23 protein-coding genes are annotated in these 24,848 nt (G+C 62.5%); 8 read left to right on the top strand and 15 right to left on the bottom strand.

From position 1 onward, the window contains the following. The first annotated feature begins 29 nt into the window (after positions 1–29). Positions 30–932, top strand: coding sequence for a GTPase Era (gene era, locus FIU28_RS15595; protein WP_143576217.1), 903 nt, complete (start codon positions 30–32; stop codon positions 930–932). Positions 933–943: 11 nt separating this feature from the next. Further along, the gene (locus FIU28_RS15590) at positions 944–1,363 is read left to right on the top strand and encodes a hypothetical protein (protein WP_246660697.1); all 420 of its coding nucleotides are present in this window, start codon (positions 944–946) and stop codon (positions 1,361–1,363) included. Between the two features lie 88 nt (positions 1,364–1,451). Here the strand turns inward: FIU28_RS15590 and FIU28_RS15585 are convergent, their stop codons facing one another. After that, positions 1,452–3,395, bottom strand: coding sequence for an AI-2E family transporter (locus FIU28_RS15585; protein ID WP_246660696.1), 1,944 nt, complete (start codon positions 3,393–3,395; stop codon positions 1,452–1,454). Between the two features lie 108 nt (positions 3,396–3,503). Here FIU28_RS15585 and recO point away from each other — a divergent pair, with 108 nt between their 5' ends. Beyond that, the gene (recO, locus tag FIU28_RS15580; protein WP_143574144.1) at positions 3,504–4,262 is read left to right on the top strand and encodes a DNA repair protein RecO; all 759 of its coding nucleotides are present in this window, start codon (positions 3,504–3,506) and stop codon (positions 4,260–4,262) included. Here the strand turns inward: recO and FIU28_RS15575 are convergent. Continuing rightward, a complete protein-coding gene (locus FIU28_RS15575; RefSeq protein WP_143574143.1) occupies positions 4,242–5,021 on the bottom strand; it encodes a DUF3800 domain-containing protein in 780 nt (259 codons plus the stop codon). The genes recO and FIU28_RS15575 overlap by 21 nt on opposite strands. A 159-nt stretch (positions 5,022–5,180) precedes the next feature. Between FIU28_RS15575 and parC the strand changes: the two genes are divergently transcribed. Further along, on the top strand, positions 5,181–7,445 hold the full coding sequence (gene parC, locus FIU28_RS15570; protein WP_143574142.1) for a DNA topoisomerase IV subunit A: 2,265 nt from the start codon (positions 5,181–5,183) through the stop codon (positions 7,443–7,445). A gap of 107 nt (positions 7,446–7,552) precedes the next feature. Here the strand turns inward: parC and FIU28_RS15565 are convergent, their stop codons facing one another. Continuing rightward, positions 7,553–7,831: a transporter associated domain-containing protein gene (locus tag FIU28_RS15565; protein ID WP_246660695.1), complete on the bottom strand. Its 279-nt coding sequence runs from the start codon at positions 7,829–7,831 to the stop codon at positions 7,553–7,555. A 219-nt stretch (positions 7,832–8,050) separates the two neighbouring features. Between FIU28_RS15565 and FIU28_RS15560 the strand changes: the two genes are divergently transcribed. The 3 genes from FIU28_RS15560 to FIU28_RS15550 all read left to right on the top strand — a co-directional run bounded on the left by FIU28_RS15560 (position 8,051) and on the right by FIU28_RS15550 (position 10,878). Continuing rightward, positions 8,051–9,150, top strand: a protein-coding gene (locus FIU28_RS15560) for an IS3 family transposase (protein WP_441351275.1) whose coding sequence is annotated in 2 segments (ribosomal slippage) — positions 8,051–8,315 and positions 8,315–9,150 — 1,101 coding nt in all. Because the reading frame shifts where the segments join, the coding sequence is not laid out codon by codon here. Next, positions 9,147–9,839: a hypothetical protein gene (locus FIU28_RS15555; protein WP_143574141.1), complete on the top strand. Its 693-nt coding sequence runs from the start codon at positions 9,147–9,149 to the stop codon at positions 9,837–9,839. The genes FIU28_RS15560 and FIU28_RS15555 overlap by 4 nt, the downstream gene beginning before the upstream one ends. After that, the gene (locus FIU28_RS15550; protein WP_143574140.1) at positions 9,823–10,878 is read left to right on the top strand and encodes a phosphoadenosine phosphosulfate reductase domain-containing protein; all 1,056 of its coding nucleotides are present in this window, start codon (positions 9,823–9,825) and stop codon (positions 10,876–10,878) included. The genes FIU28_RS15555 and FIU28_RS15550 overlap by 17 nt, the downstream gene beginning before the upstream one ends. A gap of 39 nt (positions 10,879–10,917) precedes the next feature. Here FIU28_RS15550 and FIU28_RS15545 read toward each other — a convergent pair whose 3' ends face one another. The 9 genes from FIU28_RS15545 to FIU28_RS15505 all read right to left on the bottom strand — a co-directional run bounded on the left by FIU28_RS15545 (position 10,918) and on the right by FIU28_RS15505 (position 20,164). After that, entirely contained in the window at positions 10,918–12,219 is a 1,302-nt protein-coding gene (locus FIU28_RS15545; protein WP_143574139.1) for a hemolysin family protein, read from the bottom strand. Positions 12,220–12,468: 249 nt separating this feature from the next. Continuing rightward, on the bottom strand, positions 12,469–13,665 hold the full coding sequence (locus FIU28_RS15540; RefSeq protein ID WP_143574138.1) for an MFS transporter: 1,197 nt from the start codon (positions 13,663–13,665) through the stop codon (positions 12,469–12,471). Next, complete coding sequence (locus FIU28_RS15535) at positions 13,662–14,018, bottom strand: ArsR/SmtB family transcription factor (RefSeq protein WP_143574137.1); 357 nt, start codon at positions 14,016–14,018, stop codon at positions 13,662–13,664. The genes FIU28_RS15540 and FIU28_RS15535 overlap by 4 nt, the downstream gene beginning before the upstream one ends. A 201-nt stretch (positions 14,019–14,219) precedes the next feature. Further along, the gene (locus FIU28_RS15530; RefSeq protein ID WP_143574136.1) at positions 14,220–16,094 is read right to left on the bottom strand and encodes a TRAP transporter large permease; all 1,875 of its coding nucleotides are present in this window, start codon (positions 16,092–16,094) and stop codon (positions 14,220–14,222) included. Next, positions 16,091–16,756 (bottom strand): TRAP transporter small permease subunit, encoded by a 666-nt coding sequence (locus FIU28_RS15525; RefSeq protein ID WP_143574135.1) that lies wholly within the window; start codon positions 16,754–16,756, stop codon positions 16,091–16,093. Before FIU28_RS15525 ends, FIU28_RS15530 begins: the two co-directional genes overlap by 4 nt. A 143-nt stretch (positions 16,757–16,899) precedes the next feature. Further along, positions 16,900–18,033, bottom strand: a complete 1,134-nt coding sequence (locus FIU28_RS15520; RefSeq protein WP_143574134.1) for a TRAP transporter substrate-binding protein — start codon at positions 18,031–18,033, stop codon at positions 16,900–16,902. Positions 18,034–18,213: 180 nt separating this feature from the next. After that, positions 18,214–19,449 carry an MFS transporter gene (locus FIU28_RS15515; RefSeq protein ID WP_143574133.1) on the bottom strand — a complete coding sequence of 412 codons (1,236 nt, stop codon included), beginning with the start codon at positions 19,447–19,449 and terminating at the stop codon, positions 18,214–18,216. 107 nt (positions 19,450–19,556) lie between these two features. Then, on the bottom strand, positions 19,557–19,874 hold the full coding sequence (locus FIU28_RS15510; protein WP_143574132.1) for a BrnA antitoxin family protein: 318 nt from the start codon (positions 19,872–19,874) through the stop codon (positions 19,557–19,559). Between the two features lie 77 nt (positions 19,875–19,951). After that, a complete protein-coding gene (locus FIU28_RS15505; protein WP_143574131.1) occupies positions 19,952–20,164 on the bottom strand; it encodes a hypothetical protein in 213 nt (70 codons plus the stop codon). Between the two features lie 175 nt (positions 20,165–20,339). On the opposite strand from FIU28_RS15505, the gene FIU28_RS15500 reads away from it, so the two are divergent. Further along, on the top strand, positions 20,340–21,725 hold the full coding sequence (locus FIU28_RS15500; protein ID WP_143574130.1) for an Nramp family divalent metal transporter: 1,386 nt from the start codon (positions 20,340–20,342) through the stop codon (positions 21,723–21,725). Between the two features lie 304 nt (positions 21,726–22,029). Here FIU28_RS15500 and FIU28_RS15495 read toward each other — a convergent pair whose 3' ends face one another. The 3 genes from FIU28_RS15495 to hemB form a co-directional block, all read right to left on the bottom strand. Then, a complete protein-coding gene (locus tag FIU28_RS15495) occupies positions 22,030–22,806 on the bottom strand; it encodes an arginyltransferase (protein WP_143574129.1) in 777 nt (258 codons plus the stop codon). 91 nt (positions 22,807–22,897) lie between these two features. Continuing rightward, entirely contained in the window at positions 22,898–23,437 is a 540-nt protein-coding gene (locus FIU28_RS15490) for an RDD family protein (protein ID WP_143574128.1), read from the bottom strand. A 279-nt stretch (positions 23,438–23,716) separates the two neighbouring features. Next, a complete protein-coding gene (gene hemB / locus FIU28_RS15485) occupies positions 23,717–24,781 on the bottom strand; it encodes a porphobilinogen synthase (protein WP_143574127.1) in 1,065 nt (354 codons plus the stop codon). Between the last annotated feature and the right edge of the window lie 67 nt (positions 24,782–24,848).

Here is a 24,848-nt window from a genome sequence, read left to right as displayed (position 1 = left end):
ACGAAGAGATTCATGACGCGCCGGATGCGATGCCGGCGGATACCCGCTGCGGCTTCGTGGCTTTGATCGGCGCGCCCAATGTCGGCAAGTCCACTTTGGTCAATGCGCTGGTCGGCTCCAAGGTCACCATCGTGTCGCGCAAGGTGCAGACCACGCGCGCGCTGATCCGCGGCATCGTGATCGAGGACCACGCCCAGATCATTCTGGTCGATACCCCCGGCATCTTCCTGCCCAAGCGCCGGCTCGACCGCGCGATGGTCAAGACCGCCTGGAGCGGCGCGCATGATGCGGACCTCGTGTGCATCCTGCTCGACGCCCGCGAGGGAATCGATGAGGAGGCCGATGCGATCTTCACCAAGCTGGAGAGCGTCAACCACCCGAAATTCCTGGTCATCAACAAGGTCGACATCGTCTCCAAGGAGAAGCTCCTGAAGCTGGCGCAGGCTGCCAACGAGCGGATGAAGTTCGTCGAGACCTTCATGATCTCGGCGATGACCGGCGACGGCGTCGACGATCTGCGCAAGCGGCTGGCGAAGGACGTGCCGGAAGGCCCGTATCATTATCCCGAAGACCAGATGTCGGACGCACCGATGCGGCATCTCGCGGCCGAAATCACCCGCGAAAAGATCTTCCGCCAGCTGCATCAGGAACTGCCGTACCAGTCGACGGTCGAGACCGATAGCTGGACCGAGCGCAAGGACAAGTCGATCCGCATCGAGCAGACGATCTTCGTCGAGCGCGAAAGCCAGCGCAAGATCATGCTCGGCAAGAACGGCGCGACCATCAAGTCGATCGGCGCGGATTCGCGCAAGGAGATCGCCGAGATCGCCGGCGTGCCGGTGCACCTGTTCCTGTTCGTCAAGGTGCGCGAGAACTGGGGCGATGACCCCAACCGCTACCGCGAAATGGGCCTCGAATTTCCGAAAGAATAGCAGTCGACCTGATGGCGATGACCAGCAAACACGGCCCGATCCATTCGTCGAAGGACCTGCCGAAGAATGTCTTCTATTTCGAGGTTCTGCTCTACGCATCGCTGACGCTGGATGCGCTATCGATCGCGTTTCAGGACCGCAGCACCACCGACGGGATCAGCGAGAGCACTATCATGGCCGCGAACATCGTCGCCGCCTCGATACTGCTTTTGTTCGTGTTTCTGGTGCATCTTGCCTCGCGTGGCCGCAAGAGCTGGCCGCGCTGGCTGCTGACGGCGTCGCTGGTGTTCTCTTTGCTTTCGCTGTCGCAGATCCTGAGCGTCTACGGCCTGCAGTTCGACAGCTTCATCGAAATCATCTCCTCCGCGCTGACCGGGGCAGGGCTGTACTACGCTTTCACCGGCGACGCGAAAGACTGGTTCAACGCGTGAGCCGTAGGATGGGCAGAGGCGCTCCTTGCGCGGTGCCCACCGCAACCGCCATGGTGGGCACGCTTCGCTTTGCCCACCCTGCGCACAGTTAAACTTTCCCCGCCCGGTTCAGCGCGGCATCGACGCCTGCCGCCAGCGCGGTGAGATTCGAAGAGGGCGCTCGCCCCATCGCCACGTCGCTTATATCGTCCACCACATCGGAGAAATTGCCGGCGGACAGCGTGATGTTGGGCATCGGCGCCGACATCGCGACGCGCCCGCTGCCGAGCGTGGCGACGAGGATCCGCGCGTTTTTACTCTTCTTGGCCAGCCGCCGCACGGCATACTGGATCATAGCGTCCGATGGCTTGCCGACGTAGCAGATGCACAGCGCCTGCGCTTTCGACAGGTCCAGCGAGAAGAACCGCGCGATCGACAGCGCATCGGCCTGCTCGGCGGCGGCGCCGATGCCGCGTTTCTTCAAGAGTTGCGCCAGGACCAGCGAGGCGGCCTCGTCGAGCTTTCCGGCACCGGGCAGGCACATCACGGCTTCCGGCGCCTCCCACGCGGCTGGCAGGTGGTCGGGCTCATCCGCCGCCACCACGGCATCGAGCCGCGCCAGATCCGAGCGATGGTCGACCGTGGCGGGTTTGTCCTCGACGACGATGTCCTCATGGCTGTCGAGGTCCTCGACGACCTCGCTGACGGTGTCGAGGATGCGATCGATGCGGTCCGCGGGCAGTCGGCCAAGGCCCATGTCCGCTTCGGCCAGACGCAGGCCCGGTAGCAGAATGGTGTCGTGATAGTCCGCGAGCGACGCACCTTGCAGATAGGTCTGCGCCTGCTGCGACGCCTCGACGGGATCGCCGGCGAGCATCCGCTGATAGACGAGTTGCGGCGGCGTCAGCGCCGGCTGGTTGCCGAGCAGCACGTCGAAAAATTGCAGCCGGTCGACATGTTTGCCGACCACCACCAGGCAGATCGTCAGCGGCGTCGCCAGCACCAGCCCGATCGGTCCCCACAGCCAGGTCCAGAACGACGCCGACAGCACGATGGCGACCGGCGACAGGCCGGAGCTGCGGCCATAGACCAGCGGCTCGACGATCTGCCCGGCGATCAGTTGCAGCGTCGCGAACAGAGCGGCGGTCGCCATTAGCATGCCCCAGCCGGATCCGACCGCGGCGGCCAGGATCAACGGAAACACCGCCGAGATCGGCGAGCCTACATAGGGCACGAAACGAAGGATGGTCGCGACCAGCCCCCATAGCGGGGCGGAAGGTACGCCGATGACCTGCAGCCCGATCCCCACCAGCAGTCCGAAGGCGGCATTGACGATCATCTGGTTGAGAAACAGCTTGCTCAGTCGTTCGCCGGCGTCGTCGAGCGCGGCCGTTGTGCGCTGCATGTCGTGCGAGCCGGCAAGGCGGATGAAGCGGTTTCGCAGATCCTGACGCTGCAGCAGGATGAAGATCACGAAGATGACGACGATCCCGGTCGTGGTGAGCGGCTGGATCAAGGGCTGGATGATCGCCACCAGCGTTGACAGCGTGCCGGGATCGGGCTGGCGGATTTCAACCAACATGGGTTTGTCGACCGGCTGCCGGCGCAAGCCGTCGAGCGCCGCACGGCCGGCGTTGGGGTTCTGCAATTCGCTGTCGAGTTCGCGCAGCACTTTCGAGGCGCGCTCCAGCGTGCCGGAGCCGCCGGTGGCGAAGCCGCGCAGGCCGTGGATTTTTTCGCGCAGGGTCTGCTGGTATCCGGGCAGCTCTTCGGCCAGCCGGTTGGCCTGCGAGACCATCAGCCCGCCGAGGCTGAATACGATCGAGAAGCCGATAAACACCGCGACCAGCACCGACATCGTGCGCGGCACCCGCCACGCCTGCAGCCGGATCACGAACGGCGCCAGCACGAAGCTGAACAGCACGGCCAGTGCCACCGGCACCAGGATCTCGCGGCCGAAATACAGGCCGGTCACGATCAGGGCCGCCATCGCCATGTTGATGAGCGCCGTCCCCGGCGGTTTGGGGAGGCGGATCGGAGCAATATCTACCAAGGGAGGTTCCTGTGTCCGCAATTGGACGACGCATCTAAGCCATTTTTCAACCGCGCTGCATCACAAACGTTCCTCCGCGCTGGCAACCGCTTGTGGTAAAACATCGCCATGGAATGGACCGACGAAGGCATCGTGCTGGGGGTGCGTAAGCATGGCGAGGCCTCGGCCATTGTCGAGCTGTTGACCCGCGACCACGGCCGCCATCTCGGCATGGTGCGCGGCGGCGCGGGGTCAAAGATGCGGCCGATGCTGCAGCCCGGCAACTCGGTGCGAGCGACCTGGCGGGCGCGGATCGACGAGCAGCTCGGCTACTATTTGATGGAAGCGACCAAGATGCGGGCCGCGACGGTGCTCGGCTCCGGCCACGCGGTCTATGGCGTCACCCATCTGGCCTCGCTGGCCCGGCTGCTGCCGGAGCGCGACCCGCATGAGGACATCTACGAGATGCTGGAACGCATCCTCAACGACTTTGACGATGTCAGCGAGGCGGCGATCCATGTGGTGCGTTTCGAACTGGCAATGCTGGCCGAACTCGGCTTCGGCCTCGATCTGGAAAACTGCGCCGCCACCGGCGTCACCACCGACCTTATCTACGTCTCGCCGAAGTCCGGCGGTGCGGTGTCACGCACGGCAGGTGAGCCCTGGCGCGACCGCCTGATGCGGCTGCCGCCGTTCTTGCGCGAGAGCGGCGAGGGCGGTCGAAACAGCTGGTCCGACCAGGACCTGCAGGACGGCTTCGACCTCACCGGCCGGTTCCTAATGAGAAACGTGCTGGAACCGCGCGGGCAGGGCCATTCGGATGCGCGGGACGGTTTCATCCATGCGGTGGCGAAGCACCTGCAGCGGCTAGACTCTGCGTCTGGTTAATGGGCTGGGCAACCACGTCAGTACGTTCGGCGTTGCTTGCAGGAGGGGCAGCTGCATTTGACATCTAGCGGTGCGAAATGAACAAGTCCGTGTATGGACGCCGCCGACCGTATCGAACTTCGGTGCAATGATATCGAAAAGTGAGGCATCCTCTTTTTCGAAATAGCGACGGATCGCATGCGCAATAAGGTCTGCAAACTGGATCAGCCTTGTGGCTATGGAATCCACGAACATCGGGACGTCGGCCAGATTGTAAATCTGTCCCCACCGATGCCCCGACTTACGAAAATTCAAGGCAAGCCCTTGGAGGGATGTTTCGTAGGACGACTTGTCCAAAATGATCAATCCGCGCTGTGTATCACCCGCTTTGTGCAGTCTGCCGAGAAAGCGATCGAAGCGATTGCAGAGCTGCTCGAAGGCGTATTCCATAGGATCATTGGGCGACAATGCGGCTTTGTGAATCGCTGCGCCAAAGATGGTTACGTGGTTCGACACCCGCAGAACGCCGAGGGCTTCCTGATAGGCCTTGAAGCGATCTGCTTTGCTGATGCCCCGCCAGTGCTTTTTGCCGCTCAGAATATCTGAGCCGCGAAATTCGAGATTTTCTGCATTGTCCGGCCAAAATTGTTTGGCGATATCGTCCATCTTGCCGGCAAACCAGTGCGGTTGGCGCTCGAACACCGAAAGTCCGGCCAACACAATGTGCCGGTCAGATGCGTTGGTGACGGAGCCTGAATCGTCGAGATACAGCAGATGCATGACAAAAAAGGCGGCCGGGCAGGACAGTACGTCCCGTCGGTCTGCGTATGCAGACCATCCCAACTACAACTTTAAATATACTTTATTAGGTAAGATTTGCAAGTGCTTTACTGAGATTCATTTCTTGCCCGATTCGCATTCTGCGGCTAACCCCTGCGCATGGGAAAAAGACTGATTCCGCCGCAAGAGCCGGCTGAGATCCACGAAGTGCAGCTGCGTGACGCGCTCGAGGAGCGCTATCTCGCTTATGCGCTATCGACCATCATGCATCGCGCGCTGCCGGACGCCCGCGACGGGCTGAAGCCGGTGCACCGCCGCATCCTGTATGGCATGCGGCTCTTACGGCTCGACCCCGGCACGCCGTTCAAGAAATCCGCAAAAATCGTCGGCGACGTGATGGGCTCGTTCCATCCGCACGGCGACCAGTCGATCTATGACGCGCTGGTGCGCCTGGCGCAGGACTTCTCCTCGCGCTACCCGCTGGTCGACGGCCAGGGCAACTTCGGCAATATCGACGGCGATAGCGCTGCCGCCTACCGCTACACCGAAGCCCGCATGACCGACGTCGCGCGGCTGCTGCTGGAGGGCATCGACGAAGACGCCGTCGAGCTGAAGCCGAATTACGACGGCCAGACCAAGGAGCCCTCGGTGCTCCCCGGCGGTTTTCCGAACCTGCTGGCCAACGGCGCGCAGGGCATCGCCGTCGGCATGGCGACCTCGATCCCGCCGCACAATGTCGCCGAACTGTGCGACGCCGCCTTGCACCTGATCGAGAAGCCGGACGCCAAGTCGAAGGCGCTGCTGCGCTGGGTCAAGGGCCCGGATTTCCCGACCGGCGGCATCATCGTCGACAGCAAGGAAAGCATCGCCGAGGCCTACATGACCGGGCGCGGCTCGTTCCGCACCCGCGCCAAATGGGAGAAGGAGGAGGGCGCCCGCGGCATGTGGACCGTGGTCGTCACGCAGATCCCGTGGCTGGTGCAGAAGTCGCGGCTGATCGAGAAGATCGCCGAACTGCTCAACGACAAGAAGCTGCCGCTGCTCGGCGACATCCGCGACGAATCCGCCGAAGACGTGCGCATCGTCATTGAGCCGAAATCGAAGACGGTCGATCCCGAACTGGTGATGGAATCGCTGTTCCGGCTGACCGAACTCGAGAGCAAGATCCCGCTGAACCTCAACGTGCTGGTCAAGGGAAAGATTCCGAAGGTGCTCGGCCTCGCCGAATGCCTGCGCGAATGGCTCGACCATCTGCGCGACGTCTTGCTGCGCCGCTCCAATTATCGCAAGGGCCAGATCGAGCATCGTCTCGAAGTGCTCGGCGGCTATCTGATTGCGTACTTGAACATCGACAAGGTGATCAAGATCATCCGCTCTGAGGATGAGCCGAAGCCGGTGCTGATGAAGACCTTCACGCTTTCGGACGTGCAGGCCGAGGCAATCCTCAACATGCGGCTGCGCAGCCTGCGCAAGCTGGAAGAATTCGAGATCCGCACCGAAGACAAGAAGCTGCGCGACGAGTTGCGCGGCATCAACGCGATCCTGAAGTCCGAGACCGAGCAGTGGGGCAAGGTCGCCGAGCAGGTGCGAAAAGTCCGCGATATGTTCGGGCCGAAGACGCCGCTCGGCAAGCGCCGCACGATGTTCGCGGATGCGCCGGAGCACGATCTCGCTGCATTGGAAGAGTCGCTCGTCGAGCGCGAGCCGGTCACGGTGGTGATCTCCGACAAGGGCTGGGTGCGCACGCTGAAGGGCCATGTCGCCGATACATCGGGTCTCGTCTTCAAGACCGACGACAGGCTCGACAAGGCATTCTTCGCCGAGACCACCTCGAAGCTGATGCTGCTCGCGACCAACGGCCGCTTCTATGCGCTCGACGTGTCGAAGCTGCCCGGCGGCCGCGGCCATGGCGAGCCGATCCGCATGTTCATCGACATGGAAGGCGACGCCGCCATCGTGTCGCTGTTCGTCCACAAGGGCGGCCGCAAGTTCCTGATCGCCAGCCACGACGGACAGGGCTTCATGGTCAATGAGGATGATTGCGTCGGCAACACCCGCAAGGGCAAGCAGGTCCTCAATGTCGACATGCCGAACGAAGCCAAGGCGCTGACCGTGGTCGAGGAAGGCAACGACAGTGTTGCGGTGATCGGCGAGAACCGCAAGATGCTGATCTTCCCGCTGGCCGACGTGCCGGAGATGAGCCGCGGCCGCGGCGTGCGGCTGCAGAAGTACAAGGATGGCGGGCTCTCCGACGTCGCCACCTTCACCGCTAAGGCCGGCCTGTTCTGGCGCGACGGCGCCGGCCGCGAGTTTTCGGCGACCATGAAGGAACTGGCCGAATGGCGCGGCAACCGCGCCGACGCCGGCCGGCTGCCGCCGAAGGGCTTCCCGAAGTCGAATAAGTTCGGCCGCGGGATGGAGTAGGGCGCAAGGTAGCCCGGATGGAGCGAAGCGAAATCAGGGGCCGGCGATTCAATATGGACGGTCTTCCCGGATTGCGCTTCGTTCCATCCGGGCTACGGACTTCAGCGCTACCCCAGCGCGACTTCTTCCGCCTGGCTCGCCAGCACCTTGTCGATGCGGCGGCCGTCGAGGTCCATCACTTCGAAGCGCCAACCGTGCGCCACGACGTGATCGCCCTCGTCGGCGATCTTGCCGAACTCCTGCAGCAGGAATCCCGCGAAGGTCTGGTACGGTCGCTGTTGCAGCGGCAGCTCGATGTGCAGCAGCTCGGCAAAGTCCACCGCCGGCATCCAGCCCGCGATCAGGTAGCTTCCGTCGTCGTGCAGGAAAAAGGACCCGTCTGGCAAGACTACCTAACGAATGGGTGTAGCTATCGTTATAATTGCAATGTAAAAAATGTTCGCTACGAGGTGCCGAATACAATTCAGTAGCAGGAAAACGTATGACACTTGCATTTCTAAAGTTCGCTCGCTTCTTGGTGCCGTCTGACGTGCCCCCACCAAATTAGGCCAGTTTGACCTGGAATTTTCCATTTATGATCCCCTGACGGGGACGAGGAGAGTTCCATGAAGGCATCGAAGTTTTCAGAAGCGCAGATCGTATTCGTTTTGAAGCAGGCGGAAGATGGCTCGGCAGTCGCGGAGGTCTGCCGCAAGGCCGGGATCAGCGAGGCTACTTTTTACAACTGGCGGAAGAAGTATGCAGGCCTGATGCCCTCGGAGATGAAGCGCTTGCGTCAGCTGGAGGAAGAGAATGGCAAGCTGAAGCGGATCGTAGCTGACCTGTCGCTGGACAAGGCCATGCTGCAGGATGTGCTCTCAAAAAAACTCTGAGGCCTGACCGCAAGCGCGAGCTTGTCGACAGGGTGTGCGGCGACTGGAAGGTCTCGATCAGGCGGGCCTGTTCGACGCTCCGGATCGATCGCGCACTTTACGGCTACAAGTCGAAGCGTGGCGACCAGGCCGCTCTCAAACACCGGATCAGGGAGATCTGCGAGACGCGGGTGAGATACGGCTATCGCCGGGTCCATGTCCTACTGCTGCGTGAGGGCTGGGACGTCAACGTCAAGCGTGTCTACCGTCTTTATAGGGAGTTGAGCCTGCAATTGCGCAACAAAACGCCGAAGCGTCGCGTGAAGGCCAAGCTGCGTGAGGATCGAACAGATGCTGTCCAGGTCAACGAGACCTGGGCAATGGACTTCGTGCACGACCAGCTCGCCACGGGCCGCAAGATCCGCGTGCTGACGATCGTCGATACCTTTAGCCGCTTCTCGCCAGCCGTCGATCCGCGTTTCAGTTATCGTGGCGAGGATGTCGTGGTCACCCTAGAGCGCATCTGCAAGACCGTTGGCTATCCGAAAACCATCCGTGTCGACCAGGGATCAGAGTTCATCTCTCGCGATCTCGATATCTGGGCTTATCAGAAGGGCGTCGTGCTGGACTTCTCGCGGCCAGGCAAGCCGACGGACAACAGCTTCATCGAATCCTTCAACGGCAAGTTCAGAAGCGAATGCCTGAACACGCACTGGTTACTGAGCCTTGACGACGCACGGCAGAAAATGGAGGATTGGCGTAGAGACTACAACGAAGTCCGGCCACATAGCGCGATCGGTAACAAGGCGCCGATATCGCTGTTGAATGGCTCATCGGCGCCCCCGCCGGCATGAGCCTAACCCCGGAAAATTCCAGCTCCGGCTGGCCTAGTTTTGGGGAGCACTTCATAACCCCGGAAAATTCCAGCTCCGGCTGGCCTAGTTTTGGGGAGCACTTCACGGCAGCCATCATTTTGATTTACGCTAAGCTATTGGGGGGGTTCACAGGGTGGTGGACCACCACATTGCCAGACTTTAGCAAGGCTGAATTTCTGCCCTCAATAATTGTGCCAGGAGCACTTTATTATATAACTCCGTTCCGGCGTTGGGCAAACGCACCGCATCATAAGAAAATTAGTGAAAGTATTAGACAAGGGCTGGTGTCAATCAGCGGTTATCCCGACCAACCCGAGCGTTATACTTGGAAGAATTTAAGGTCGTTATTTTTCACCCTTATCGACCAAGATGAAAGCTTGAAGCAGAAAAGAAGTCTCGCCTACGCTAACGGTGCTGTCTGGTCCTCTTGTGCGGACTCGACGGTTATAGCGTTGATTTTCTTTCTCGTGGCGTTGGCATTTTACTTTATAGGGTTGGAGGAGGCGTTTCCTGCAGCTATGATTTTCTTGATTATTGTTGCGGTTTCTATATTCGGTTCGATCGTCTGTACTAAAAGGCAAGTGGAAATTGCAATAGAGCAGCTTGAGATAATTGGGTTGAAATACAGGACCAGTGTAGAAAAAAGACTCAATGCTCTTGACCAATGATCCGGTGTTGAAAGCGATCGATAGCACGGTTGAAGCAATACGCCAGCGTGCGACAGCTAATTGGATACTAGCGTTCTCAGGTGGAAAGGATTCATCTGCTGCTCTAAAGATATTTTTGGCTGCTTATAAAAAAGCTCGCATTTCCTTGGCTAGCGTAACAGTAATATACTGTGATACTGGAGTTGAGAATCCGATCTTAGACGCATACGTTCGCGGCCTTTTTGGTAAATTAAATCAAGAATTGGGTGGATTATCCGCAAGTTTTAAAACGCATGTACTTAAGTCCCCACTACACGATAGATTCTTTGTGAAAATAATTGGCAGGGGTTATCCGCCTCCGACGAATAATTTTCGATGGTGCACAACGGGTCTGAGAATAAAGCCTGTTTCTGCTTTTATTGCGCGCCATGATCCCGCAAATACAGTTGTTATACTCGGCCTACGCGCTGCCGAGAGTCAGCAAAGGGATCGCTCCCTAGCTAAAAGCGCCAATCTGTATTGGCAAAAGCAACGTGAGGGTAAGGGGGATTATGACCTCTTCCTTCCGATTGTCGAACTGAATGTGTCCGAGGTCTGGGATGCCATCTTCGGTCTTTCGACGCCGACATCACTAGATCCGTCGACGCTCGAAACTCTATATCGAGGCGCTTCTGGCGAGTGCCCAATCATTAAATCGCCTCAAGCTCCCCCATGTTCATCCGGTCGGTTCGGTTGCTGGACTTGCACTGTAGTGAGAAAGGATAAATCGGCTAAAGAGTTGATCAGAGCGGGGCATCTTGAACTGCTGCCCTTCCTGAACTTTCGCGACTGGCTATCAGAATTTCGAAATAATCCCTCTAAGAGGTGGGAGAAGCGAAGAAGCGGAAATGAGGGTCTTGGCCCTTTTACTCTGGAAGCTAGGCGCGAAATTCTGAAACGGGTGGACGATTTGGAGGATCTAACACGAACGCAGATTATAAGTCCTGATGAGCGAGGACTGATAGCAAGCCTTTGGAATATGGATCGCTTTCCACGTCTAAGTTCGAAAGGCGCAATTTGAGTGGCGGTGCATTCGGAGTCGATATAGTGAGCGATGCAACTACCCCAGCGCAACTTCTTCCACCTGGCTCGCCAGCACCTTGTCGATGCGGCGGCCGTCGAGGTCCATCACTTCGAAGCGCCACCCGTGCGCCACGACGTGATCGCCCTCGTCGGGAATCTTGCCGAATTCCTGCAGCAGGAACCCCGCGAAGGTCTGGTACGGTCGCTGTTGCAGCGGCAGCTCGATGTGGAGCAGCTCGGCAAAGTCCACCGCCGGCATCCAGCCTGATATCAGATAGCTGCCATCGTCCCGCTGATGGTACGGCGCTTCGGCCGGTCCGTCCTCGGTATGGAACGAGCCGACGATCGACTCCAGAATATCGGCCGAGGTCACGACGCCCTGGAACACGCCGTATTCGTCGTGCACGAGGCCCATATGTACCGGCGAGTCCCTGAGGATGGCGACGACGTCGCGGGCATCCACCGAGTCCGGGATCACCGGCGCCTCGCGCACCAGCGCGCGCAGGTCCGGCGTCTGGCCGGACAGATACACATCGAGCAGGTCCTTGGCCTGGATGATGCCCACCGCGGAATCACGATTGCCGTCGAACACCGCAAAGCGCGAATGGCTGCTGTCGCGCAGCTGCGCGAAAATGTCGGCGATCTCGTCGGCCAGGTCGATCATCGCCACTTCATGGCGCGGCGTCATCACCGCGCCGACCGGCAGGTCGCCGAGCCGCATCACGCCGGCGATCATTTCCTTCTCGCCGGGTTCCAGCACACCCGCCGTTTCGGCTTCGGTGACCAGCGAGCGGATTTCGTCTTCGCTGATCTTTTCCTCCGCGTCGCCGCGCTGGCCGAGCAGCCACAGCAATGCCTTGCCGGAACGATCCAGCAGCCATACGAGCGGCAGCGAGATCTTCGCCAGCAGCACCATCGCCGGAGCGACGCGCACGGCGACCGCCTCGGGATCGCGCAGCGCGATCTGCTTGGGAACCAGCTCGCCGATGATCAGCGACGCATAGGTGATCAGGCTGACGACGATGCCGACGCCCAGCGTATCGGCGAGGCCCTTGGAGACGCCGACGCCGAGCAGGAACTCGGTGAGCCGCTGGCCCAGCGTCGCGCCCGAGATCGCGCCGGACAGCACGCCGATCAGCGTGATGCCTATCTGAACGGTGGAAAGGAATTTTCCGGGATCGGACGCCAGCGCCAGAGCGCGGCGGGAGCCCCTGACGCCTTTCTCCACGAGAGCGGCGAGGCGCGCCGGACGGGCCGATACGATCGCCAGCTCGGACATCGCGAGCAGGCCGTTGATGACGATCAGGACCGTGACGATCCCGAGTTCGAGAGATAACACGTGTTTTCCTTCTTGGATGATGACAGTCATGATAGCGCATCATCCTGTCGCTGCGTAGCCGTGCGAATGTCAAAAGTCATCGGTTCAGCAGGTTGTGCTTGATGCACAGGTCGCTTGAGAGCGCGCTGCTATTCGACGTTGACGACTATTTCCGGGCGGCATGGCATATCGGCAGCGACGACCTGCGCAACTTCCCGGGATCGCCGCTAATAAAGCGCTTCGAAGCAGATCTCAGCGCGATCTGCCAGGCTAACGCGCGTCTGGTTCCGCAATTCCCGAAGCAGTGTTCGGGATGCGCTGCGGCACGGCGCGCAGCAGCAGCAGCGCCAGCAGCGCCGACAGGCTAAGCGCCGACGACACGATCAGCACGCGGCTACCGATCACGTCGATCAACAGGCCGAACGCCAAGGGGGCTGCCGCCTGCGCCATCCGCGACGGCGCGCCGAGCAGCCCCAGGCGATAGCCGTAATCTCTGGGCCCGAAGATCGCCAGCGGCAGCGTGCCGCGCGCGATGGTGAGGACGCCGTTGCCGGCGCCGTGAAACAGCGCGAACACGCCGGCCGCGCCGCCGCCGAACAGCGCCAGGATGCCGACGCCGAGCGGATGCGTCAGGCACGCCAGCCGCGTCGAGAGCAGCGGATGATAGCGGCTGAGAAAACCGGCCTCGAAGATCCGCGCGATCACCTGCGCGGGCCCGATCAGCATGCCGGCGCTGATCGCCTGCAGCGGCGTGGCGCCGGCGGCCTCCATGATGCGCGGCAGATGCGCCGCCATCGCGCCGGTGACGGTCCATGCCGCGGCAAAGGCAAAGGCCAGCAACACCATGGTGCGGTCGATCGGCACCTGCGGCTTGATCGCGGTCACGGCCGCGGCCTTGGCGCCCTTGATGGCGGGAAGGAAGATCAGGTTGAGCGGCAGGCCGAGCAGAATATGCGCCGCTGCCCAGGCAAAACACGTCTCGCGCCAGCCGATCGTCGACAGGCCCCAGGCCGTCAACGGCCAGCCGACGGTGCTGGCGAGGCCTGCCAGCAGCGTGATCCCGGTGATCGAGCGCCGCGCCTCGTTGCCGTAGATTCTCCCCAGCGCCGCGAAGGCGGCGTCATAGAGCCCGAGCCCCATGCCGATTCCGAGCAGCAGCCACGCCACGATCAGAACCGGGATCGAGCCGGCGAGGCCGAGCACGGCGAGCCCGGCTGCCAGAATGATGTTGGAGGCCGACAGCACCTGGCGGCCGCCGAACAGATCGATCTGCCGGCCGACGCGCGGGCCGAGCAGGGCCGAGATCACCAGCGACGCGGAGAACGCCGCGAACAGCCAGTTGCTGGAAATCCCGAGATCATGCGCGATCGGATCGGCGAGAATGGCGGGGAGATAGTAGCTGGACGCCCAGGCCAGCGTCTGGGTCGTGCCCAGGGCCAGGATGATCGGAAGCTGGCGCGGGCTCATTGAGGCGGCTTCATGGTCAGGGACATCCGCAGCTTGGCGCTTATTGGCGTGCCGCTGTCGCATTCGCGCGCATCGGCGCAGCATTCGCTGACCAGAAAATCCACCAGACCGTTCATGACGGCATAGTTGGCATGGCACAGCAGCGTGGTGGACTCGCGCACCTGAGTGATCAGACCGGCGACCACCAGCGTCTTGATGTGATGCGAAAGCGTCGACGGCGCGATTTTCAGCCGGTCCTGCAAGCGCCCGACCGCCAGGCCGGAAGCGCCGGCGCGGACCAGCGCGCGATAGATCCGCAGCCGCGTCGGGTTGCCCAGTGCTTCGAGTTTCGCGGCGGCATCATCGACTTTCATCGGCGCAATCTGGCGGCGGCAGGTCTGTTCGTCAAACGATATTTCTAGAATATTCGAACAAAGCCTATACCGGATCGTTGACTGCGCGACGCGACAAATCCGAATCGCCGCATGAGACGATGGATGTCATCGTCGCATGGGCGGCTTGCCAGGGTTCTGCGAACGGAGGCGAGCCGGCCCCGCCTCGCCTCGGTGGAAGCTCTAACTGCCGTACAGATAGTTCGGCAGCCACAGCGTCAGGCCGGGCCACAGATACATCAGCACCATGCAGAGGATGACGATCAGCATATAGGGCATCATGCCGGAGAAGATCTGGTTCAGCGTGACATGCGGCGGCGCCACGCCCTTCAGGTAGAAGGCCGACATCGCCACCGGCGGCGACAGGAAGGCGGCCTGCAGGTTGACGAACACCAGCACGCCCCACAGGATCGGGTCGATGCCGAAATGCTTCAGCATCGGCAGGAAGATCGGGACGAAGATCACGATGATCTCGGTCCATTCCAGCGGCCAGCCGAGAACGAAGATGATCGCCTGCGACAGGATCATGAACTGGATCGGCGACAGGTTGAGCGATAGCACCCAGCCTTCCAGCAGCGCCTGGCCGCCGAGGATGGCGAACACCGCCGAGAACAAAGCCGAGCCGACGAACAGCCAGCACACCATCGAGGTCGTCTTGGCGGTGAGGAACACGGCCTCCTTGGTGCGCTTCCAGTCCAGCGTACGCGCCTGGAACGCCAGCAGGAATGCGCCGGCCGCACCAACCGCGGCGGATTCAGTCGCGGTGGTGATGCCGAGCAGGATCACGGCCAGCACCACGGCCGTCAGAATGCCGAGCGGCATCACCGAGATGGTCAGGAGCCGCAGCACCTCGAACTGCTCGGCGCCCATCGTCCAGTAGTAATAGAACAGCAGCAGCGCGGAGACCGCGGCGATGAAGGCGAACCAGCTGTAGAATTGCGGCGGCGGCCCGGCATAGGCCGGCGCCTTCGATGCCTCGTTTTGCAGATCGGCGCTGCCCATCTGCTGCAGCACTTCCGGTGCATTGTCGCGCGCGTCCGACGACGATCCGCCGCCGAGCTCCTCGAGCTTCTCCTCCGCCGGCTCGCCGGAAGAGGGCAGGGCCTCGGGGGATCGCATCCGCTCGGTGGCCTCGATGACGGTCGCGGACTGCACGTCCGGCTGCTGATGGATCACGACAAACCACCACGTCGCCCACAGCGTCGCCACGGCGAGCACTAGCGGCACCAGCGCGAAGCCAAGATTTTTCAGAAGGTCGCCATAGCGCAACCGCGCGCCGTCGATGCTCAGCGCCATCGCCTTCGACGGCGCCACGGCCGCGCCGAGCAGCGCCGGCAGCATGCGGAGGGAATAGTTTTGCTGCAGCTCGCGCACCCATGGCCGCACCGGCACGCGGGTCTCGCTTTCCGGCAGCTTCGGCGCGATCTTCGGGTTCAGCAACGCCCAGCCGATGACGTAGACCAGATAAAGGAAGGCCAGAAAGAAGCCGGGAAACATCGCGGCGGCATAGAGCTTGACGACGGACTGACCGGCCACCGCGGCATAGACGATGATCATCACCGAGGGCGGGATCAGAATGCCCAGCGTGCCGCCGGCGGTGATGACGCCCGACGCGAGTTTCACGTCATAGCCCGCCTTCAGCATCGGGTTGAATGCAATCACGCCCATCAGCACCACGACGGCGCCGACCAGCCCCGACGCGATGCCCCAGAAGGTGCAGACCACCAGCGTTGCCACGGCGAGCGAACCCGGCACGCGGCGGAACGCGAGCTGGATCGAATAGAACATCTTGTCGACCAGCGCGCCCCTCTCCATCACATATCCCATCAGCACGAACAACGGGATCGAGATCAGCACGTCATTGGTCATCGCGCCGTAGGTGCGCTGGACCATCAGGTCGAAAATGTGATTGTCCGCCCACGGCTGGTCGGCCCGGTGATAGGCGAAGAAGCCGAAGAACATCCCCAGCCCCATCAAGGTGAAGGCGGTGGGAAAGCCCATCATGATCACTACCACGATGAGGCCGAGCATCAGGAGCCCGAGTGCCGGATCGCTCATCGGATGCTGTCCCCCATGCCGCGCTGCCTGGCGGCTTCCTCGATGTCCTGCGCATGCGCGATGGCGTTGCGGCGGGTCTCCTCGTCGACGTGCTCGCTGGCGGCGAGCTGCTCCTCGACGACGTCGATCTCGGAGACGTCCTTCAGTCGGCTCGGCCACACGCCGGTGCGCAGGCAGATGATCGCGCGCATGATCTCGGCCGCGCCCTGCAGCAGCAGCAGCGCGCCCGCCAGCGGGATCATCGCCTTGAAATGATAGACCGGCGGCCCGTCGGCGGTGACGTTGGAATGTTCGCGGATGCGCCAGCTATCGCCGGCATAGTCCCAGCCGGCATAGGCCAGCGCGGCGATGCCCGGCAGGAAGAAGACGATGTACAGCACCAGGTCGAGGGCAGCCTGGGTGCGTGGCCGCATCGAGCTGTACAGGAAATCGCCGCGGACATGGCCGTTCTGCGCCAGCGTATAGGCGCCGCACAGCATGAACAGCGAGCCGTACATCATGTTCGAGGCGTCGAAGATCCACGCCGTCGGCATGTTCATGATGTAGCGCTTGAACACCTCGACGCAGACCAGCGTCATCAGCCCCATGATCAGCCACGCGGCCGCCTTGCCGGCAAAGGTGCTGATGCCGTCGATCGTGTGCAGGAGGCGCTGGGCATTCATGGGGCAGGCCATTTCACGAGAGCAGTGCTTCTTCACCCTTCCCCTCCAGGGGAGGGTAGAAAGGCCCGAACTTTACAGACAATACGATAGCATCACCCGGAATGCGCCATCCCGGATGATGCGTCTGTACGATCAGTCCGGCATCAGGTCTTCTTCTTGGCGTTGGCGCCGAAGTAATGATTGTAGGCCATGCGCCGGTTTACCACCGTATCCTGCTCCCATTGCGTGGTGCGCTTGGCAAAGGCCTGCTGGGATTCCGAGATCTCCTTGAAGAGAGGGTTCTCCGCCGATTTCTTGGCGACCACCTCGTCGTAGATCTCGAGCTGTCTCAGCAGCACCGAGTCCGGCGTCTTGTAGAACTTCACCTTGTCCTTGGACTGCAGGTCGGCGTAGTCCTGCGAGTAGCGGTCGATCGCCTTCCACGACATGTCCTGGCCGGCGGCATCTGCCGCGCTGGCAATGATCGCCCGCATCTTTTCCGGCAGCGCGTCGTACTTGGTCTTGTTGAACAGGATCTCGAACTGTTCGGCGTTCTGGTGATAGCTCTGCAGCATGCAGGTTTTTGAGACGTCGGCGAAGCCGAGCAGGCGGTCCGACGAGGCGTTGTTAAATTCCGCGGCATCGAGCAGGCCTCGGTCCATTGCCGAGACGATCTCGCCGCCGGGCAAAGCGTTGACCGCGGCACCCAGCCCGGTGAACACGTCGATCGAAATGCCGACGGTGCGGAATTTGACGCCCTTGAGGTCGTCGGCCTTGGTGATCGGCTTCTTGAACCAGCCGAGCGGCTGTGTCGGCATCGGCCCATAGGGGAAGGACACGACGTTGGCGCCGATCGAGGCGTAGAGCTTCGACAGCAACTCCTTGCCGCCACCATATTTGTGCCAGGCCAGCAGCATGTTGGCGTCCATCGCATAGGCGGGACCCGAGCCCCACAGCGCCAGAGCGGTCTGCTTGCCGTAGTGATACACCATCACGCCGTGGCCGCCGTCGAGCGTGCCCTTGGAGACCGCGTCGAGCAGGCCGAACGCCGGCACCACGGCGCCGGCCGGCAGCACCTCGATCTTCAGGTCGCCGCCGGTCATGTCATTGACCTTCTTGGCGTAGTCCTGCGCGTATTCGTGGAAGATATCCTTGGCGGGCCAGGTGCTCTGCCAGCGCATGCTGATCGGGCCCTGCTGCTGGGCAATCGCCGGCGCGGTAATCGTGGCCGCGGCGGCGCCGGCTGCGGCGGTTTTCAGAAAGCGGCGGCGCGTGGAAGTCGTGTCCCTGCTGGTCATGTCATCCTCCCCGGTGAAGCCGATCCTGGTTGGCCGGCCTTTTGCTTGCTGGCCAGACAAAGGCCTGCGTCCGGGTTTGGCAAGATTGTTCGCCTGTCTGCGACGCTTCGACGCGGGAGAACTTGAACTATCAAATCTGCTGCGGTGCGGTAGTGATAGTCGAACTATCTGTCGTGCGCGTTAGGCCGATGCCTCGCCGACCATCTCCGGCTGCCGGTCCAGCGCGACGGCGGGCGAGGTCAGGATGACGACAGCCTGCCAGGCAAAGCCGGCGACGGCGAGGTACAGGCAGGCTTCCGCATCGTAGTACCCGCCAACCACCGCCGCGAGGCCGGCACCGATCGGGCGCGCGCCATAGCTTAAAATGTTGATGGCGGAGACGCGGCCGAGCAGGCTGGGCGGCGTCACCGACTGCCGTAGCGTGGTCGTCGCGATCACCCACAGGATCGGACCGGCGCCGAGCAGAAAGAAGCTCAACCCGGCCAGCACCGGTGAGGCGATCCATGTCGTCAGCGCCATCACCAGCGAGGCAACCAGGCCGGTGACCGGCCCGAGCGCGATGCAGAGGCCGAACGGCAGCCGCCGCATCACCCTTGTGGCCAATAGCGCACCGATCACCATGCCGCCGCCATACATCGAAAGCACGGCGCCGATGCCGACGGCGCCAAGGCCGAGATGGCGAACGGCGTAGGGCACGAACACCGCCAGGATGAGGAAGGCGGCGGCACCGAAGATGAGTTGGGTGACGAACACCGGCCGCAGCAAGGGATGGCGGGCGACGAAGGCCAGCCCCTCTGCGATGTCCTGCAGCGGTCGCCGCCGTATGACGCGCGCGCGAGCAGGTTCGTGGATGCCGGACAGCAACAGGACGGCTGCGATCGACAGCGCCGCCGCAACGCCGAAAGCCGGTGCAGCGCCGACAAGCCCGACCAGCACGCCGCCGAGCGCCGGTCCGCCGGCAAAGGCGATGGTGCGCGCCAGTTCGATCCGCGCATTGGCCGCGGCGAGTTGCGGGGATGCGACCAGCGACGGCACCAGCGCGGGCGCGGCGACGCTGTAGACCACCGTGCCGCACACCGCGACAAAGCCGAGCAGCGCCAGCCACGGCAGCGTCAGCAGGCCGGACCAGATCAGCGCCAGGATCGTCAGCAGCGAGGCCGCGCGCATCGCCTCTGCCGACGCCATCAGGACGCGCCGCGAGATGCGGTCGGCAAGCAGGCCGGCGGGGATCGCGAACAGCACGAAGGGCAGCGTCAGCGCGGTCTGTAACAGGCCGGTCTGGCCCTCGCCTGTGCCCAGCAGCAGCACCGCGACGATCGGCGCCGCCGCCAGCGCCAGTTGCTCGGCCGATTGCGCCGCGAGGTTCGACCAGGCGAGGCGGTTGAAGGTAGCGGGCAGGCGAGGGGGCAAGGGCATGGCGGATCCGATCTGTTGCTCGCACCCTGCCGCGCCGGGCAGGCTCGCGGCCACCCGATTACCGAACCGGTAGCAATCGCCTTTGATCGAGAATCGCGCTTGTCCAGCTAGGCCCGCTTCTTCTTCGGCGGCGCCGGCGTCTCGAACTTCACCTTGCCGCGGCTGATTTTCGACTTCAGCATGTCGTTGATCCGGGTTTGCCATCCCGGACCCGTCGCGCGCAGCGCCTCGAGCACGTCGCCGTCGAGCCGCAGCTTGACCGGCACCTTGGGGTTCTCGATCCGGGGCCGGCCGACCATGTTCTTGAACTGTGCCAGAATCTCGGGGGGTAACTCGGATGCCGGCCGCGCCCGTGCAAAATCCTCTGCCGTCCAGTCCGGGTTCTCGTCATGGATCGCTGGGTCGAACTTGGGTTTCTTTGACATGGCGCTTCATCTCCTTCGCATGTGCGCGTCGCAGACTGATCGGACGAACCTTGCCGCTGCACCTCGCGTCGAAATTCTCAGTTCTTCCGCGACCGGCGGGCGTCGGGATGGCTGACCAGGACCGCGCCGGGGGCGGGGCTGGTCGCTTCGAACAATTCATCACAGACGTAATCGTTGAAGATGGTGGTGCCGTCGTCGGTATAGGTCGCGCCCTCGGCGATCGGGAATGCCGTGTCATATTCCAGATCGATGGTCAGCGATCGCTTCGCCCGGTAGGTCTTGCCGCTCATTGTGGTGCTCCGATTCCTGTTGTGAGCGTTCTAGCAGCTTTTGATCTCGATCAGGGCCAGGTGCCCAGGATGCAGGATCATCTGGTCGGGCATCGAATCGAAATCCGAAGGTCGGTCACGCAGATGCAGTTGCAAATGAGTTGCAATAAGCCGGAATTTCCGCCATCCTTTTGCGATGGACGCCAAAGCCCCCGCCATTCCCGCCGATCCTACGAATCCGCTGCCCACCGAGGTGGTCGGTAAGCCCGGCGGCTGGCGTACCGCGCGTGGCGATCCCTCGCTGCTGGGCATGTTCGCCTCGGTCAAGGTCGCCAAGAACGGCTCGTTCTTCCGCAAGCTGCTGGCGTTTCTCGGGCCGGGCTATCTGGTCGCGGTCGGCTATATGGACCCCGGCAACTGGGCGACCTCGCTCGCCGGCGGCTCAAAATTCGGCTACGCGCTTCTGACCATCGCGTTGCTCTCCAATCTGATGGCGATCGTGCTGCAGTCGCTGTGTTCGCGGCTCGGCGTCGGCGCCGGGCGCGACCTCGCGCAGGCCTGCCGCGACGCCTTTCCGCGCGCGGTGTCGTGGTTGCTGTGGATCTCGGCGGAGATCGCCATCACCGCGACCGATCTGGCCGAAGTGATCGGGACTGCCATCGGCCTCAATCTGCTGTTCGGCATTCCGCTCGAGATCGGCGTCGTCATCACGGCGGCCGACGTGTTCCTGATCCTGGCCCTGCAGGCGTTCGGCTTCCGCTGGATCGAGGCCTTCGTGGTGACGCTGCTCGGCGTGATCGCGGCGTGTTTCGCGGTGCAGATCGCGATGGCCGATCCGAACTGGGGCGAGGTGATCCGCGGTTTCGCGCCGACCACCGAGATTCTGCACAATCGTGAAATGCTGTTCCTCGCGCTCGGCATTCTCGGCGCGACGGTGATGCCGCATAATCTCTATCTGCATTCCGGGCTCGTGCAGACCCGCGGCTATGGCGACAGCGTCGCGGAGAAGAAGGAAGCGATCACGCTTTCGACCTGGGATTCCACCATCGCGCTGTGTCTGGCGCTGACCATCAATGCCTCGATCCTGATCCTCGCGGCCGCCACCTTCCACAAGGCCGGCCGCCACGATGTCGCCGAGCTCGAACAGGCCCACACCTTTCTGGCGCCGATGCTCGGCTCGACGCTGGCGCCGACCCTGTTCGGCATCGCGCTGTTGTGCTGCGGATTGAACTCGACGATCACCGCGACGCTGGCCGGTCAGATCGTGATGGAGGGATTCATCAAATTCCGCATGGCGCCGTGGCTGCGCCGCATGGTCACGCGGATGATCGCGATCGTCCCGGCGGTCGGCGTGACGATCTGGTACGGCGAGAAGGCGACCGGGCAGTTGCTGATCCTCAGCCAGGTGGTGCTGAGCCTGCAACTGCCATTCGCCGTGGTGCCCCTGGTCCTGTTCACCGCAAGCCGGAGCAAGATGGGCCCGTTCGTCGCGCCGCGCTGGGTCACCGCATTGGCTGCGCTGACCGCGGCCATCATCATCGCGCTGAACCTGAAGCTGGTGTTCGATTTCGTGTTGGGGTAGCCCGGATGACAATCCGGGGCCGGCTGATTAAACGAGAGAACTGCCCAAGCCAATTCCGCACGCAAAAGATGAAGGGACTGACAACTACCGTTATCCCAGTGCAGTGGTTCACAGGACCAGGGCATTGGCCGTGGCAGCAGCCAAACAGGAGCACAAAGGTGAGGCCGTAGATATCGTCCCGATCCACTGGGCCGATAGCGAATCCAAGATTCGCTGGTGATGAAATAATGGAATCATTTAGTAAGTCATCTATCCGCTGAAACGCTGGCCCCCGGATTTTGCTGCGCTTCATCCGGGCTACGGATCACTCTTGCGGCTCGCTGATGCTCTCGCCACCGGCATCGACGCGCATCCAGCCGGAGGGCGCCAGCCGCTGCTGCGGTAGATAGCGGCCCTTGTAGTCCATTTTCTTGGAACCTTCGATCCAGTAGCCCAGATAGACATAAGGCAGCCCGAGCCGGCGCGCGCGGGCGATGTGGTCGAGGATCATGAAAGTGCCGAGCGAGCGGCTCTCTTCGGCCGGCTCGAAGAACGAATACACCATCGACAGACCGTCGGTCAGCACGTCGGTCAGCGCTACGGCGATCAGATCCCCGCCGCGGCCGGTGATGCCGCTGTCGGGACCGCGGCGGCGATATTCGATCAGCCTGGTCTCGACATGGCTGTCCTCGACCATCATCGCGTAGTCCAGCACGGTCATGTCGGCCATGCCGCCATTGCGGTGGCGCTGGTCGAGATAGGCGCGGAACACGGAATACTGCTCCGAGGTCGGCACCGCGCTGCGCTGCTCGCCGATGATGTCACTGTTGCGCGCCATCACCTTCTTGAAATTACGCGACGGGCGGAATTCATTGGCGATCACGCGGATCGAGACGCAGGCGCGGCACTGGTCGCAGGCCGGGCGATAGGCGATCGACTGCGAGCGCCGGAAACCGCCATGGGTCAGGAGGTCGTTGAGATCGCCGGCCTTGTCGCCGACCAGATGGGTGAACACCTTGCGCTCGTGCCGGCCCGGCAAATAAGGGCAGGGCGACGGCGCCGTCAGGTAGAATTGCGGAGTGTCGCGGGAGTGCTGGGTCACGGTTGGCGTCAGTCTCCGAAGCAGGTGGTGCCAGCATCGCGCTGCCCGGGCCGACGGTCAATCCGTCGGCCGCTTTGCCGAATATAATCGTTCAATAGGTCCGGCCTGCCGGCTGCGCCATCCGCGCCTGGGCGGAATTGTTGACGACCACGGTGCCGAGCACGAGGTCGTGCAACAGCTGACGACGGCCATTGAGCAGGCCGACCACCAGCACCAAGGGCGTCAGGAACGAGATCGAGGCCCAGAACAGCACCGCATGCGCGCAGCCGAGCAGGAAGTAGCCCGGCGTGCCGGTGAAGGTTCGCATCTGCAAATCCATCGTCCGCATCCCCCAGGTGGCGGAATGCGGGCCGCCGAGCGACATGCCGTAATACAGGATCGGCCAGATCACCGTGGCCGGTGACACCAGCCAGAACAGTCCCCAGCCGAGCCCGAGCGTGACCAGCCCGAACACCGCGATGAAGATCACCGCGAGAACCACCGGGATGGAGATCACCACGAGATCGATCAGGAAGGCGACAAGGCGCCGTGTCAGCACGCCACTGAACAGCTGCGGATTCGCCCACGGATCATAGGCGCCGCCAGGCTGCGGGCCGCTGCGCCAGGTGGTGTTCGAATTGTTGTCGGACATCACGGTTCTCCGCCTGCACCATCGCAGTCCTGACAAATGGATATCGGCGAACCCCGGCGCAAGACGCCGGCATCGTTGCAGAGGAGAGCCGGCTCTTTCTTCCCTCTCCCCCGCGCGAAGCTTCGCTTCGCTAGGTGGGAGAGGGTGGATTGAACCGCGTAGCGGGTCGAGACGGGTGAGGGGTAGCCACAAGCTCTGAGCCTGGCAACTCCTCATCCGTCACGGCCTTCGGCCGTGTCACCTTCTCCCACAAGGGGAGAAGGAAGAAAAAAGCCGCGGCTAGCGCTCGCGGCGCAGTTTCTCGGCGGCGGCGGGCGCAAAGTAGCTCAGTACGCCGTCGGCGCCGGCGCGCTTGAAGGCGAGCAGGCTTTCCATCATGGCGCGGTCGCCGTCGATCCAGCCGTTGTTGGCGGCGGCCATGATCATCGCGTATTCGCCGGACACCTGATAGGCGAAGGTCGGCACCGCAAAGGTGTCCTTCACGCGGCGGACGATGTCGAGATAGGGCATGCCGGGCTTCACCATCACCATGTCGGCGCCCTCGGCGAGATCGAGCTCGACCTCGCGGATCGCCTCGTCGGAATTGGCGGAGTCCATCTGGTAGGTGCGCTTGTCGCCGGTCAGCATCTTGGCCGAGCCGATCGCGTCGCGGAACGGGCCATAGAAGGCGGAGGCGTATTTCGCGGCATAGGCCATGATCTGAACGTCGAGGAACCCGGCGGCATCGAGCGCCGTGCGGATCGCACTGACCCGCCCGTCCATCATGTCGGACGGCGCGATGATGTCGCAGCCGGCCTCGGCCTGCACCAGCGCCTGGCGCACCAGCACGGCGACGCTCTCGTCGTTCAGGATCCGGCCGTCGTCATGCAGCAGGCCGTCATGGCCGTGGCTGGTGAAGGGGTCGAGTGCCACGTCGCACAGCACGCCGAGATCGGGAAATTCCTTCTTGATGGCGCGCACGGTCTGGCAGACCAGATTATTGCCGTTCCAGGCTTCCGAACCGATATCGTCGCGCAGCGAGGCCTCGGTATAGGGAAACAGCGCGATGCAGGGAATGTCGAGCTTCATGGCGCGCTCGGCGTCGCGCACCGCCTGATCGACCGTCAGGCGCTGCACGCCGGGCATCGAGGCGACGTCGGCGCGCTTGTTGTCGCCGTCGATCACGAACAACGGCCAGATCAGGTCGTCGGTGGTGAGGACGTTTTCGCGCACCATGCGGCGCGCCCATTCCGACTTGCGGTTGCGGCGCGGCCGGCTGACGAGATCGAGCGACGGGGCGGTGTAGACGGAGGGACGCGGGGAGGGCTCACGCAGGTCGATGGGACGCCCGAATTTGATCGCCATGATGCCGTCTCTCCCGAACTTTCGAATTCGACTTTTTCTAGTTCTAGCATGTGACCGGTGTTTCGTC

The sequence above is a fragment of the Tardiphaga sp. vice154 genome (genome assembly GCF_007018645.1).
In the GTDB taxonomy this organism is placed as follows: Bacteria; Pseudomonadota; Alphaproteobacteria; order Rhizobiales; family Xanthobacteraceae; genus Tardiphaga.
This window is presented reverse-complemented; position numbering and strand designations above follow the sequence as displayed.